Genomic DNA, 12,828 nt, shown 5'->3' with positions numbered 1-12,828 from the left:
CCTCCTCTCGTCAAAAAAAGGTGGGGTTTCCCCCACCTTTGATTAGACAACTTATGCTTGTTGGAGACGCTCACGAAGGACCATTGGAAGGATCCCGCCGTGACGGTAGTAATCGATGTCGACTTCTGAGTCGAAACGAGCAATCGCTTCGAATTCAGTGACTTTTCCGTCTGCCGCTGTTGCCGTGACTTTAACGATGTCACGTGGACGAACAGACTCATCGATTGCGATACTGATCGCTTCTTCACCTGTTAGACCAAGTGTTTCAGCTGTTGTGCCTGCCACGTATTGAAGTGGAAGAACACCCATCATGACGAGGTTTGAACGGTGAATCCGCTCGAAGCTCTCCGCGATGACGGCTTTGACGCCAAGTAAGTTCGTTCCTTTTGCTGCCCAGTCACGTGAAGAACCCATACCGTAATCTTTACCAGCGAGGATGACGAGACCTGTACCATCTTCTTTGTACTTCATCGCAGCATCGTACATCGCCATCGTTTCGCCTGTTGGCCAGTACGTCGTGAAGCCACCTTCTGTACCTGGTGCGACTTGGTTACGGATGCGGATGTTCGCGAACGTTCCGCGCATCATGATTTCGTGGTTACCACGACGTGAACCGTATGAGTTGAAGTCTTTTGGTGCAACCCCTTTGTTGACGAGGTATTGACCGGCTGGCGTCGTTTTTGAGAATGAACCAGCTGGTGAGATGTGGTCCGTCGTGACCGAGTCAGCGAACTTACCGAAGACACGGAGTCCGTTGAGGGCTTCGACTTGACCCGCTTCCTTCGCGAGGTTCTCGAAGAACGGTGGGTTTTGGATGTACGTCGACTCACCATCGAAGTCGTACTGATCCCCTGTTGGCACGTCAAGGTTGTTCCAACGTTCGTTTCCTGTGAAGACTGAATCGTATTCTGCGCGGAAGCTTTCTGGTGTGACGACCGTGTTGATGATCGTTTGGATCTCATCACGTGAAGGCCAGATGTCAGCGAAGAAGACTTCTTGTCCGTCTTTGCCTGTCCCGAGTGACGCGTTCATGATATCGACGTCGACTGTTCCTGCAAGGGCATACGCGACGACGAGTGGCGGTGAAGCCAAGTAGTTCGCTTTGACGAGCGGGTGGACACGACCTTCGAAGTTACGGTTTCCTGAGAGGACAGACGAAACGAGCAAGTCTGAACCAAGGATCGCATCTTCGACAGCGCGGTCGAGTGGACCAGAGTTCCCGATACATGTCGTACAGCCGTAACCGACCGTGTTGAAGCCGAGTTCGTCAAGGTACGTTTGGAGTCCTGATTTCTCGAGGTAATCCGTAACGACCTTCGATCCTGGCGCAAGTGATGTCTTGACGTATTTCGGAACCGAAAGACCGAGTTCGATCGCTTTTTTCGCGACGAGTCCCGCACCGATCATGACGTAAGGATTTGAAGTGTTCGTACAACTCGTGATCGCAGCAATCGCCACATCACCAGTACGCATCTCAACCGCTTCGTCTTCGAACTGAACGACTGCGACTTTGTTCGCTTCTTCTTCTGCAAGACCAAATCCAGCGTTTCCTTGTGGAGCCGTCAACGCTTTTTTGAATGATGTATGGACATCCGTCAAATCAATCCGGTCTTGTGGACGTTTTGGTCCAGCAAGCGCAGGAACGATCGTCGAAAGATCGAGTTCGACCGTTTTCGTGAATGTTGGATCTTCGTTTTGTGGCGTGTAGAACAAACCGTTTGCTTTCGAGTAGTTCTCGACTTTTTCGATCAATGCTTCATCGCGACCTGTCAGACGAAGGTACGTCAATGTCTCTGTATCAACTGGGAAGAATCCACATGTCGCGCCGTATTCTGGAGCCATGTTCGCGATTGTTGCCCGGTCAGAAAGTGACATCAAGTGGAGTGATGGACCGAAGAACTCGACGAATTTACCAACGACGTTCTCTTGACGGAGCATTTCCGTTACACGGAGCGCGACGTCTGTTGCTGTCGTTCCTGGGTGCATCTCACCTGTGATGCGAACACCGATGACTTCAGGTACTGGGAAGAATGACGGCTGTCCGAGCATGCCCGCTTCCGCTTCAATCCCACCGACTCCCCAACCGAGGACGCCGAGACCGTTGATCATCGTCGTGTGTGAGTCTGTTCCGACGAGTGTGTCCGGATAGACATCAACTGTACCGTCTGCTGTTTCCTTTTCAAGGACGACAGATGCCAAGTACTCGAGGTTGACTTGGTGAACGATTCCTGTTGCTGGTGGTACGGCACGGTAGTTATCAAATGCTGACGTTGCCCAGCGAAGCAATTTGTAACGCTCTTCGTTACGCTCGAATTCAAGATCCATGTTTTCTGCAAGTGCTCCAGCAAAACCGTAGGCATCGACTTGAACCGAGTGGTCAACGACGAGGTCGACTGGTACTTCTGGGTTGATGACCGATGGGTCTCCACCGAGATCTTGCATCGCTTTACGAAGTGATGCGAGGTCAACGACCGTTGGAACACCTGTGAAGTCTTGAAGGATGACGCGTGACGGTTTGAACGGAACGTCGACATCATTCGAAACTTGAGCTGTTCCCCATTTCGCCAAGTTCTCGACGTGTTCACGTGTGATCGAACGACCATCTTGTTGACGAAGTACTGACTCGAGTAAGACACGAATCGAATATGGAAGGCGTTTGACTTCCGTCAATCCGAGTTCTTCCAATTTTTCAAGACTGTAGTACTGATAATTCTTACCGTTTGCTTCAAACGAACGGCGTGCGCCAAAGACATCTTGCGACACATCTGTTTGCTTCATGGTGATTCCCCCTTTAAGTGTTCACGACATCAAGCCCCTGATACCGCTTACTTGTACAGTTCTATCATAGTATAATATGGATTCCGTTACAATTTGAAAGAACAAAAGACTTTCGATAAGTTTTACTTATTGCCGATATTAAAAAATTATTCTGTTGTCCTGTTTTTTTCATATTTCCAGTCTCGCGTTTCCATTTAGAATGTTCAGGGTACTTAAAAAGTGTAGTACGATATCCGATTCTTGTGGAGGCGTTTATTATGGCGAAATATAAAAGCGATGCAACGCACGTTATTACGACAATCATTTTTAGTGATTTAGAAAAAGCAAAAACAGGCTTTGCGATGATTAAGGATCTCGAGGCAATCAAGGAAATCGAGATGGATCAGATGGTTCTCGCAAAACGTGACGAAGCAGAGGGCTTCTCTTTCATCGATGCCATCGACTTCACGCAACAGGACCAATCCTTTAAAGGCTCATTGATCGGCATGGCGATCGGTGTCGTCGGTGGTCCGTTTGGTATGCTCGTCGGTTCTGTCGCCGGCTACTTGATCGGTGCGAACCGGGATGAGAAAAACGAGCGAGATTCGTTTGATTTGTTTAACCGGACACTGAATCAGATCAATCCCAATCATTACGGTGTCATCTTGATCAGTGAAGTCAACGAAGATTCAGAAGCCGTCAATGCGATTGCCGCTGAACTCGGAGCGACGATTCGCCGGACAGGTGAGACATTGCCGGATGGTGCCGTCTAATCAAATCAAAGTTGTCATCTTTACGTTCTCGTTTTAAACGGGAGCGTTTTTTAATTCGTGAATCACCTGTTTTGCTGCCTCCTGCGTCGTGTCAGGATCGACTTTATATAAAGCATTTTGTTGCACGGATATGAGGATGTTTTTGTAGCTGATGATGATAAGATCAGACTGATTCGATAGCTTTTGATTAAGCCCTTTGTAGCCCTCACTTGATTGATACTGCATCACGTCATTGCCTATGTATCGATCTGTATAAGTAAAATGGATCGCTAACCGCGTATCTTGTTTTTGATTTTCAAAATAAAGTGTCTCTTGTGTCGACGGTGTGTCTATCGTTCCGTCAACGGTTAACCAACGTCTCTCCCCAAAACTCAACGATCGATCTACAGCCGTGAAATCTGAACCTATCGTACTTGCCTGCAACTGAAATTGATCCATCTTCAGGTGTTCATCCATATACTTGAACAGCTTTTCATACTGAACAGGATGTAAGATAGGATGTTTTGTCTTCTGATTCATATGAGTAGTAGTTTTGACTTCTACTTTTTTCTGTTCCGTCGTGACCGCCTCATCCGTACATCCTACACTTAAAAATACACTCGAAAATAGGATCGCCATGTTTCTCTTATAGCGCATACACTATCCTCCCCTTTTGAAAACACCCTGACATCACTTTGCCTTAAAGTTGTATAGCGGTTTAATGATCTCGACGACATCGACCGTTTCTTTCGTATTGCGAATGATTTCGTTCATCGGTTTATAGACGAACGGCGACTCGTCACGCGTCGACGCGACGACAGAACTTGACCAGACATCGGTCATCGTCTTTTCGAATGCATCGAGTTCAACTGTTTGGAACGCTTTAGATCGTGACATGATGCGTCCTGCTCCGTGTGGCGCGGAATAATTCCAATCCGGATTTCCTTTTCCGACGACGATCAAGGAGCCGTCACGCATGTTCATCGGAATGATTGCTCGCTCGCCGGCTTTCGCAGAGATGGCACCTTTCCTTAAAATCATCGCGTCAAGATCAATGTAGTTGTGGATCGTATCGAACTGATCTACTACCGTCCATCCCATCGCCTCGAAAATGACTTCGGTCATCGCTTGACGGTTTAATGCTGCGTATCGTTGGGCGATCTTAAGATCATGGAGGTAACGCTCCATCGTTTCTCCGGAAACAGATGCTAAATCTTTGTTAAACGTAGATCGTTTTTCCTTCAATTGCTGCAAGGTCGCCTGAATATCCGATTCGCGCCCCTGCTGCTTTAATTCCTCAATGATTTGACCCGCATCAAATTGGAAGCGTGCCGTCTCGGCTTCTGCCTGATAATGTTCAGCGATCGTCTTCCCAAGGTTGCGACTACCGGAATGAATCACGAGATAGCGCTGTCCTGCTGCATCCTGGTTCAGTTCGATGAAATGATTCCCTCCACCGAGCGTCCCGATCGACAACCGTGCCCGTGTCTCGTTGAACGGTGCAAGTACTTGATCAAACGGTACCTGTTCTGACAATGGATGGGCTTGCTGGCGTACCGACATGCCACTTGGAACGAGACGCTGAATCGTCGCGTCAAGTTTCGCATAATCGATTGGTTCTTGTTCAGCAAGTCGTGTACATAACATGCCGCAACCGATATCGACACCGACGAGATTCGGTACGACCTCGTCCGTCACATGCATCGTCGTTCCGATGACGGACCCTTTTCCAGCGTGACAATCCGGCATGATCCGAACGCGACTATCTGTCGCAAATTGTTCCTCCAACATGGCTGTTACTTGCTTAATCGTCAGTTCGTCGACGTTGTCCGTGAAAATCTTTGCTTCCCCATATGTGCCTTGAATCATTTTCATACGATCGTTCCTTTCTTTCCTGTCCATTTAATTATTCTACTGTTTCTTGCATGATTTCAATGAATTGTTTTGTCAGTGTCGTCGGTCCCGTCTCCGTCAACCAGACGAAGGCTGTCGTACTTGCTGCACCTGACAGGTATGTCTGATGCAGTCCTGCCGTGTCCAGTTCCCGCAACGTACTCTCCGGCAATACGGTCACAGCCTTCCCTTTCCGAACGAGTCCGATTAGTGTCAAGACGTCAGAACACGTCTCTTGCGATACGACACCGAGCCGTTGACTTAATGTCTGAAAGACACCAAGCCCTTCCTGACTTGGAATGATGAGATCCGCTGTCGGATGATCAGGGTGCCAGACTTGATGAAACGGTTCTTCCTCCATCCATTCAATCGAGACGCCTTGCGCATCAATCGGCAAACGGACCAACGCTGCATCAAGTGACCGCTCTTTTAACCGTTCGATGAGCGCACTCGATTCTCCTTGGTGAACTTGTAAGATAATACCAGGATGTCGTCGTTTCATCTGTTCGATCCAGTCAACAAGCCGACTGGCTGATAACGTGTTGACACCAATCCGCAAAATCCCTGTTCGTCCGGCTTCGATGTCGCTTAATTCCATTCGTGTCTCCTGCTCAAACTGTAGCAATGAAACCGCCCGTTCATATAAGCGGTTGCCGCTTGGTGTGATCCGGATTCCGCGCCCTGCCCGCTCGATTAGGCGAACGCTTAACTCTTCTTCCATTCGTCGGATTTGTTGCGTCAAGGCAGGTTGTGCCATCCGTAAGCGCTCCGCTGCCCGTGTGACGGATTGTTCCTCGACGACCGCACAAAAATAGCGATACTGGCGTAAATCCATATTCATCATCTCTTTCATATGTTTTCATGTATAAAGATATATGAATCATAACATCAATCATATGCTATGATGCAGGAATATCTGAAGTTTAAGAAAGGAGCTTTTTCATGAAACAAACGACTTCTACCTTACAGTGGATCGTCTTTTTACTCGCGAACACGATTGCTTTACCAATCGTCGTCGCCAGTCTGTTCGACCTCTCATCAGTCGAAACAGCTGCTCTTGTCCAACGGTCGTTCTTTGTAGGCGGGATTGCCTGTTTCCTACACGGAGCCTTCGGCCACCGGCTTCCGATCGTATCGGGACCTGCCGGATCATGGGTCAGCATCTTCGTCGTCATCGCCGCACTACCGGTCGATTCAAAAACGGCCTTTACGATCGCGATGGCAGCCGTCGTCATTGCCGGTATCGTCCTCATCATCCTTGGTTTGACAGGATGGACGAAGTACTTATTACCCGTCTTCACACCGCTCGTCAGCGGAACGTTTTTGCTCTTATTATGTATTCAATTGACAGGCGTCATGCTTGGTGCCGTCCTCGCCGTCGAGGCAACACGGCTCGCCGGGATCATTACGTTCTTACTTGTGCTCGGACTCAGCCAATTCGGACCGAGTCGCTTACGTCCGTTCGCCTTGATGATCGGGATCATCGTCGGTTGGCTTGTCAGCCGTCCGTCACTTCCTACGTCGTCTAGTTTGTTCGCACCACCGCAAGCGTTACCGTTCGGATGGCCACAGTTTGACGGCAGTGCATTCCTTGTCGCGATTCCGTTCGCGATCTTGCTTGTCGTCAATTTAATTGCCGCTTTAAGTGCCGTCGAAGCAACGCTTCAAAAACAAGGACGTCTGCATCAAGGGTTATCCATCGAAGGCGTCATTCATTTACTCGCCGCTACTTTCTCGACGCTTGTACCGGTGCCTTTACCCATTACGAGCGGGTTCATCGCGCAAACAGGAAGCCGGAAACGTCGTCCGTTCTTGATTGCCTCGCTCGTCATCGCACTGATTGGTTTCTTCCCAAGCTTGATCGGGATCATCGCGACCTTACCGCGGAGCGTTGCGAGTGCCGCGTTGCTTGCGACATTGCCGCACATGTTCCTGATTGCTTGGCAGTCTGCTGAAAGTAACATGGAGAACAGTCGCCGTCGCCATGCGTTTGCGATCAGTGCCGTCATCGGCATCAGTATCTTGTTACAATCAACCGTCATCGCTGAAGTCCTGCCTTTGACGCTTCGTCCGTTCCTCAGTAATGGATTACTCGTCGGAACGATGCTTGTGCTCGGTTTCGAGATCATCGAAAAAGTACGTTCTCGTCGCGCGAAACAAGCGGATCGATTGGCAAGCTAAATGGTATTGTACGACCGGACGATTTCATCGTTCTCGCTTTCCTGTAAGAGTCGAGGATGAACATCTCGTCTGTTTATTCATCTAAAAAAGTAGCCTTTTCGATGTGATTCGAAAAGGCTACTTTTTTATCATTTCATTCAATTAAAATCAAAAAGCTATTTTACTCAACGCACTTCCCGCCACCATTTCCGTGTCGTGCTCTCGGGTGTCACACTCTCCCCAATCATTGGTGTCAGAACCGGAATCTCATCGCGTTTTGCTTCCTTGAGCAACCGTTCGACCGGTTCGAACCACGCATGAAACGCGAGGATGAAGGCAGACCAGTGAATCGGCATCAGGACACGACCTTTGACATCACGATGAGCTTGAACCGTTTGTTCCGGTAACATATGCGAGTTGGACCACCGGACATCATACTGCCCACATTCCATCATCGTCAGATCAAACGGACCATATTGTTCACCAATTGCTTTGAAATGCGGACCATACCCACTATCGCCACTAAAGAAGACCTTTTGCGAGCCTTCGATGACCCATGATGCCCATAGCGTCGAAAATTGATCAAAACCATTTCGTCCTGAATAATGGCGCGATGGAGCCGCTGTCAATTTGACGTCACCGACTCGCGTCGATTCATGCCAGTCGAGTTCCTTGATCCGGTCCGCTGAGACGCCCCATCCACGGAGACGACTCCCGACCCCGAGTGGCACGATGAAGCGACCGACTCGATTTTTTAAGGCAAGGACGGATGGATAGTCCAGATGATCATAATGGTCGTGTGAATAGACGACGACATCAATCAACGGAAGGCGTTCAAGGTCAACTTTCTGTGTCGTTTGAAACCGTCCCCCTCCCAGTTTCGGGAATGGCGACGGTGCGCGACCGAGCATCGGATCAAAGAAAATCGTTTGTCCATCGAGTTCAAGTAAAAACGCCGAATGTCCAAACCATGTGACGCGTGGTGCTTCACTATCGTCTTGCCGTCGCTGATATGGAAGCGTCGGCAGCGCTTTGACAGGACGCAGATTTGGAATGTTTCGTCCGTAGTCCTTTAAAATACTTTTCATCGAGTCCCATTCCATTTTCAACTGGAAGTCCATCTCATTTTTGAATTTCCCGTCAACAAAGCGATCTGATCGTTCGAAACTCCGCCGCTCTGCACGGCTTGGTCGATTTCCGAACACTGGGTATCGGTTGATGAACCAGGCAGTCGCGAGACCAATGCCTGCCAAAGCTGTCACTATTTTTTTCATGTATTATCACCTCTTCGATGCTCTCAGTATAGCACCTCGATTCCTCACACATCTCGCTTTGCGACTCCGGACGCGAGAAAAAAGTGAAGATCACCAATATGGCGTCTTCACTTCTAGGTATTAGTCGAGATCGTCCGCTTTCCATTTCGCCCGGTCGCTCTTCTCACTTTCCTCACGGTGATTGGCTTCATAGGCGTTGTTTCCTGGATTTTCGACTTTATTATCATCGTGCCGATGATCGTGGTCATGGTTATGATGATGCTCATGGTCATGATGGTGATGGTGATCGTGGTCATGATCATGGTCGTGATCTCGATCCTTGACGAACAGTGCAAGACCGCCACGCTCGACTTCCGCGTAATGCCGTTCTGCCTCATCGTCCGAATGTCCGACACGTTTTAATGTCTCACGGAGCGGTGGTTCTTTAGAGAACGTTGATTTGACTTGATCAATCCAACTTGCACCCGATGCTTCGTCTGCCGCGTCATCTCGACCGACGACAGAAAAGTCCGAATCATGATGTCCTTGCTGTTTCAATTCTTCAATTTTTCGTTCCAGACTCGATTGATCCTGATAAATCCCAACAAACCGTTTCGCCATCACATGACACCTTCCTTTTTCATATGAATTCAAACTCGCTCTGTTTTTACCCTTGTTCGCTTGCCATCAAACGAGATTTCAGGAACGAAAAAACGGACCACTTCGAAAAGTAGTCCGTCAAAAACTTAGAGTTGTTGCGGTGAATCGACCAATGTGATCGTTCCTTCGTTTTTCTGAACGAATCGCTCGTAGACGAAATCATTCGCAAATAACAGAACGGCATTCTCCCAGCGGTCATAGACAAGAACCGTCCGTGAATCCGTCAATTTTTTGACAGCAGCGACTTCTGCTGGCTTGATCCACTTCGCGACCTGGAAGTTCGCGGCATCCTTCAAGATGTCAACGCCATACTCACCTTTGAGCCGGTGCTCGAAGACTTCGAATTGGAGTTGTCCGATCGCTCCGAGGATGATTTCGTTGTATTCCGTCTTGTAGACCTGGATCGCACCTTCTTGCGCAAGCTGTTCGACACCTTTTTGGAACTGTTTCGACTTCAAGGCGTTTTTCGTGTAGACCTTCAGGAAGAGTTCCGGTGCAAACGTTGGGAGTGCTTCATATTGTAACGATGGATCACCGTTCGTGATCGTATCACCGATTTGATAATTGCCTGAGTCATACAAACCAATGACATCTCCTGCGAACGCTTCGTTGACCGTTTCTCGCTCATCCGCCATGAATTGTGTCGATTGCGACAGCTTCATCTTCTTGCCTGTCCGTGTCAGGACGACGTCCATCCCACGATCGAACTTACCTGTACAGATCCGGACGAACGCAATCCGGTCGCGGTGGTTCGGGTTCATGTTCGCTTGAATCTTGAAGACGAAACCACTGAAGAAGTCTTGCGCCGGCTCGACTTTTCCTTTGTTCGACTCACGTGGTGTCGGTGAAGGAGACAAGTTCAAGTAATGTTCAAGAAGTGGTGTGACACCGAAATCGACGAGTGCTGATCCGAAGAAGACCGGAGTCAGTTCACCTTTTGCGATCAATTCTTCATCGTATTCGTTACCTGCGCCGTCGAGTAAGTCGACTTCATCCATCAACGTCTCGTACATTTCCGAGTTGATTGTCGTCGCGAGTTCTTCGTTCGCGAGACCTTCCTCGCCGAGTTCGATCGTCTTACGATCATTTTTGAAGCAGTGGAATTGTCCTTTGACGCGGTCGTAGACCCCTTCGAACTGTTGACCTGAACCAGCTGGCCATGTCACAGCAACCGACGGGATACCGAGGACTTCTTCGAGTTCTTCCATCAATTCGAGCGGATCACGCGCTTGACGGTCCATCTTGTTGATGAACGTAAAGATTGGAATACCGCGCATTCGACAGACTTGGAAAAGTTTCTTCGTTTGCGACTCGATCCCTTTCGCCGCATCGATGACCATGATTGCTGAGTCAACAGCCGTCAGGATGCGGTACGTATCTTCACCGAAGTCCGAGTGACCCGGTGTATCCATGATCGAGACGATCTTTTTGTTGTATTCGAATTGCATGACCGAAGACGTAACAGAGATTCCGCGTTGTTTTTCGATTTCCATCCAGTCCGATTTCGCGAATTTCGAGTTTTTCCGTGCCTTGACAGAACCTGCCTCACGGATCGCGCCTCCGTGCAGGAGGAATTTTTCAGTTAATGTCGTCTTACCCGCATCCGGGTGGGAAATGATGCCGAAAATCCGACGCTTTTCGACTTCCGTTTGTAGAATGTTTGTCATGTATGGTAGTTCCTTTCACCGATATATTCAAAAGTCCGATCAATCTTTTTCGCAACTAGTCTATCATACCGAATTTTCAAGGTCTCGTCCATTTCACTTCATTGACTCAATTTTCAGATTTAAAGTTGACAATTCATCACGATCTTCTTTACGATGACTAGGAAGTTCACTATTACAGAAGGAGGAGACGTACAATGGTATTCCATCAAGCCCGGACATCTGTCCACACTGTCTTTGTATCGGCTACAACTGTACGTCACCCAATCGTTTAATTTTTAATTAAGCAGGGTGTGCGTATGCGTATACGTGCATGCTGCCCTCTTATATTTGGACGGGTATGCCCATATTTGTGCGTATCCGTCTTTTCTATTGTCTAAAAACGGAATATAAGGGGTTTTTACTATGTTTAATGCACTCAAACAGCTTGATCGCAACATCTGGATCCGGTTCGTCGGGGAAACGATCACCGGGATCATGATGTTCATGATTGCACCATTTTTAGTTCTCTATTACGCGGATCGACTCGATTCTTACTTTTTAGTCGGCGTCATCATGGCGACTGGACCGATCATGTCACTCGTCGGCGCCGTTCTCGGTGGCCACTTCGCTGATAAATTCGGTCGAAAACCACTGATGGTTCTCTCGATCATCGGTGACGTCATCGCGCTAATCGGTTTCTCGTTCGCCGATTCATTCGGACCGCTGCTCGCTTTGAACGCGTTGCTCGGTTTATCGAGTTCACTGTTCCATCCGGCAGCAAGCGCGATGGTCGCTGACGTCACACCACCAGAACGCCTGAATGAATCGTTCGGTCTGCTTCGGATGGGACATAATGTCGGCGCAGCGTTCGGACCACTTCTCGGAAGTGCTGTCCTGTTCGTCGATCGTTCGCTCATCTTCTACTCCGCTGCCTTCGTCTTTTTCCTATATGGACTCGTTCTTTACTTCTTCATCGAAGAAACGAAACCGGAGTATATCGAAAAGACAGACGAAGTCAAAGTATCACCGCTCACTGTATTGCGGAAGGATCACGTCTTTTTAATCTTCATCGGTGCGGGTGTCTTCATTTCGATGGGGTTTGCCCTCGTCGAAAGTATGTTACCGGTCTTCTTGAAAGAAGCACTGCCAGGATTACCGACGAAACAAAATCCGTTTCCTTACTTGATGGCACTCAACGGAATCATGGTCGTCTTATTCCAGTTCCCGATTGCTGCTCGCTTGTCAGGGAAGGCATTCGGAAAAGTCATGTTGCTTGGTGCCTCGATCTTCGGAATCGGCATGATTTTCCTCGCATTCTTGCCGTCTTACCTGTTCTCACTCGGAACGAGTTATGTCGTGCTCGTGACAGTATTGCTTGCGATTTATGCGTTCTATACGCTCGGTGAGATGATCATGTCCCCTGTGCAGATGACATTCATTGCTTTAATCGCCCCGGAACATCTCCGCGGAACGTACAACGGTGCTGCGAGTCTTCAGTGGTTGATCGGTGGCGTCACCGCCCCACTGCTCGGATCCTTATTCCTTGACTCCGGAAAAGGTGATTTTGCGCTTGGATTCGTCGGACTGCTCTGCTGTGTATCAGGTGGGGTCTATCTCGCACTCGATCGTTCGATTCAACGCGCGAAACGCTTAACGAAATCAGCTTAAAAAAGCGATGTGTCATGCTCCGACTTTTGTCAGAGCGTG

General features: G+C 48.8%; 10 protein-coding genes. 3 read left to right on the top strand and 7 right to left on the bottom strand.

Annotated features, from left to right (window positions below):
* Positions 1–51: 51 nt before the first annotated feature.
* Entirely contained in the window at positions 52–2,778 is a 2,727-nt protein-coding gene (gene acnA / locus HZS85_RS09720) for an aconitate hydratase AcnA (protein ID WP_035408655.1), read from the bottom strand.
* A gap of 257 nt (positions 2,779–3,035) precedes the next feature.
* Between acnA and HZS85_RS09715 the strand changes: the two genes are divergently transcribed.
* Complete coding sequence (locus HZS85_RS09715; RefSeq protein WP_214855411.1) at positions 3,036–3,530, top strand: hypothetical protein; 495 nt, start codon at positions 3,036–3,038, stop codon at positions 3,528–3,530.
* Between the two features lie 33 nt (positions 3,531–3,563).
* Here the strand turns inward: HZS85_RS09715 and HZS85_RS09710 are convergent, their stop codons facing one another.
* The 3 genes from HZS85_RS09710 to HZS85_RS09700 are packed head-to-tail and all read right to left on the bottom strand — an operon-like array spanning position 3,564 to position 6,237.
* The gene (locus HZS85_RS09710) at positions 3,564–4,166 is read right to left on the bottom strand and encodes a hypothetical protein (RefSeq protein WP_214855409.1); all 603 of its coding nucleotides are present in this window, start codon (positions 4,164–4,166) and stop codon (positions 3,564–3,566) included.
* A gap of 33 nt (positions 4,167–4,199) precedes the next feature.
* The gene (locus HZS85_RS09705; protein ID WP_214855407.1) at positions 4,200–5,384 is read right to left on the bottom strand and encodes an RtcB family protein; all 1,185 of its coding nucleotides are present in this window, start codon (positions 5,382–5,384) and stop codon (positions 4,200–4,202) included.
* A gap of 31 nt (positions 5,385–5,415) precedes the next feature.
* Positions 5,416–6,237, bottom strand: a complete 822-nt coding sequence (locus HZS85_RS09700; RefSeq protein ID WP_214855405.1) for a LysR family transcriptional regulator — start codon at positions 6,235–6,237, stop codon at positions 5,416–5,418.
* Between the two features lie 107 nt (positions 6,238–6,344).
* Between HZS85_RS09700 and HZS85_RS09695 the strand changes: the two genes are divergently transcribed.
* A complete protein-coding gene (locus HZS85_RS09695; RefSeq protein WP_214855402.1) occupies positions 6,345–7,583 on the top strand; it encodes a purine/pyrimidine permease in 1,239 nt (412 codons plus the stop codon).
* 164 nt (positions 7,584–7,747) lie between these two features.
* Here HZS85_RS09695 and HZS85_RS09690 read toward each other — a convergent pair whose 3' ends face one another.
* The 3 genes from HZS85_RS09690 to HZS85_RS09680 form a co-directional block, all read right to left on the bottom strand.
* Positions 7,748–8,836, bottom strand: a complete 1,089-nt coding sequence (locus HZS85_RS09690; RefSeq protein ID WP_214855399.1) for an MBL fold metallo-hydrolase — start codon at positions 8,834–8,836, stop codon at positions 7,748–7,750.
* 120 nt (positions 8,837–8,956) lie between these two features.
* Positions 8,957–9,436 (bottom strand): YflT domain-containing protein, encoded by a 480-nt coding sequence (locus HZS85_RS09685; protein ID WP_214855397.1) that lies wholly within the window; start codon positions 9,434–9,436, stop codon positions 8,957–8,959.
* 125 nt (positions 9,437–9,561) lie between these two features.
* Positions 9,562–11,142: a peptide chain release factor 3 gene (locus HZS85_RS09680; RefSeq protein WP_214855395.1), complete on the bottom strand. Its 1,581-nt coding sequence runs from the start codon at positions 11,140–11,142 to the stop codon at positions 9,562–9,564.
* Positions 11,143–11,544: 402 nt separating this feature from the next.
* Between HZS85_RS09680 and HZS85_RS09675 the strand changes: the two genes are divergently transcribed.
* The gene (locus tag HZS85_RS09675; RefSeq protein WP_214855393.1) at positions 11,545–12,789 is read left to right on the top strand and encodes an MDR family MFS transporter; all 1,245 of its coding nucleotides are present in this window, start codon (positions 11,545–11,547) and stop codon (positions 12,787–12,789) included.
* The last annotated feature ends 39 nt before the right edge of the window (positions 12,790–12,828 follow it).

Origin of the sequence: Exiguobacterium sp. s130 (assembly GCF_018619055.1) — a bacterium.
GTDB lineage: Bacteria > Bacillota > Bacilli > Exiguobacteriales > Exiguobacteriaceae > Exiguobacterium_A.
The sequence above is the reverse complement of the archived record's forward strand: the minus strand, read 5'-3'. Positions and strand labels throughout refer to the sequence as shown.

Bases quoted from the DNA above. Each gene is read 5' to 3' on its own strand.
- HZS85_RS09705 (WP_214855407.1), bottom strand. From the start codon at position 5,384: ATGAAAATGATTCAAGGCACATATGGGGAAGCAAAGATTTTCACGGAC.
- HZS85_RS09700 (WP_214855405.1), bottom strand. From the start codon at position 6,237: ATGGATTTACGCCAGTATCGCTATTTTTGTGCGGTCGTCGAGGAACAA.
- HZS85_RS09695 (WP_214855402.1), top strand. From the start codon at position 6,345: ATGAAACAAACGACTTCTACCTTACAGTGGATCGTCTTTTTACTCGCG.
- acnA (WP_035408655.1), bottom strand. From the start codon at position 2,778: ATGAAGCAAACAGATGTGTCGCAAGATGTCTTTGGCGCACGCCGTTCG.
- HZS85_RS09680 (WP_214855395.1), bottom strand. From the start codon at position 11,142: ATGACAAACATTCTACAAACGGAAGTCGAAAAGCGTCGGATTTTCGGC.
- HZS85_RS09715 (WP_214855411.1), top strand. From the start codon at position 3,036: ATGGCGAAATATAAAAGCGATGCAACGCACGTTATTACGACAATCATT.
- HZS85_RS09690 (WP_214855399.1), bottom strand. From the start codon at position 8,836: ATGAAAAAAATAGTGACAGCTTTGGCAGGCATTGGTCTCGCGACTGCC.
- HZS85_RS09685 (WP_214855397.1), bottom strand. From the start codon at position 9,436: ATGGCGAAACGGTTTGTTGGGATTTATCAGGATCAATCGAGTCTGGAA.
- HZS85_RS09710 (WP_214855409.1), bottom strand. From the start codon at position 4,166: ATGCGCTATAAGAGAAACATGGCGATCCTATTTTCGAGTGTATTTTTA.
- HZS85_RS09675 (WP_214855393.1), top strand. From the start codon at position 11,545: ATGTTTAATGCACTCAAACAGCTTGATCGCAACATCTGGATCCGGTTC.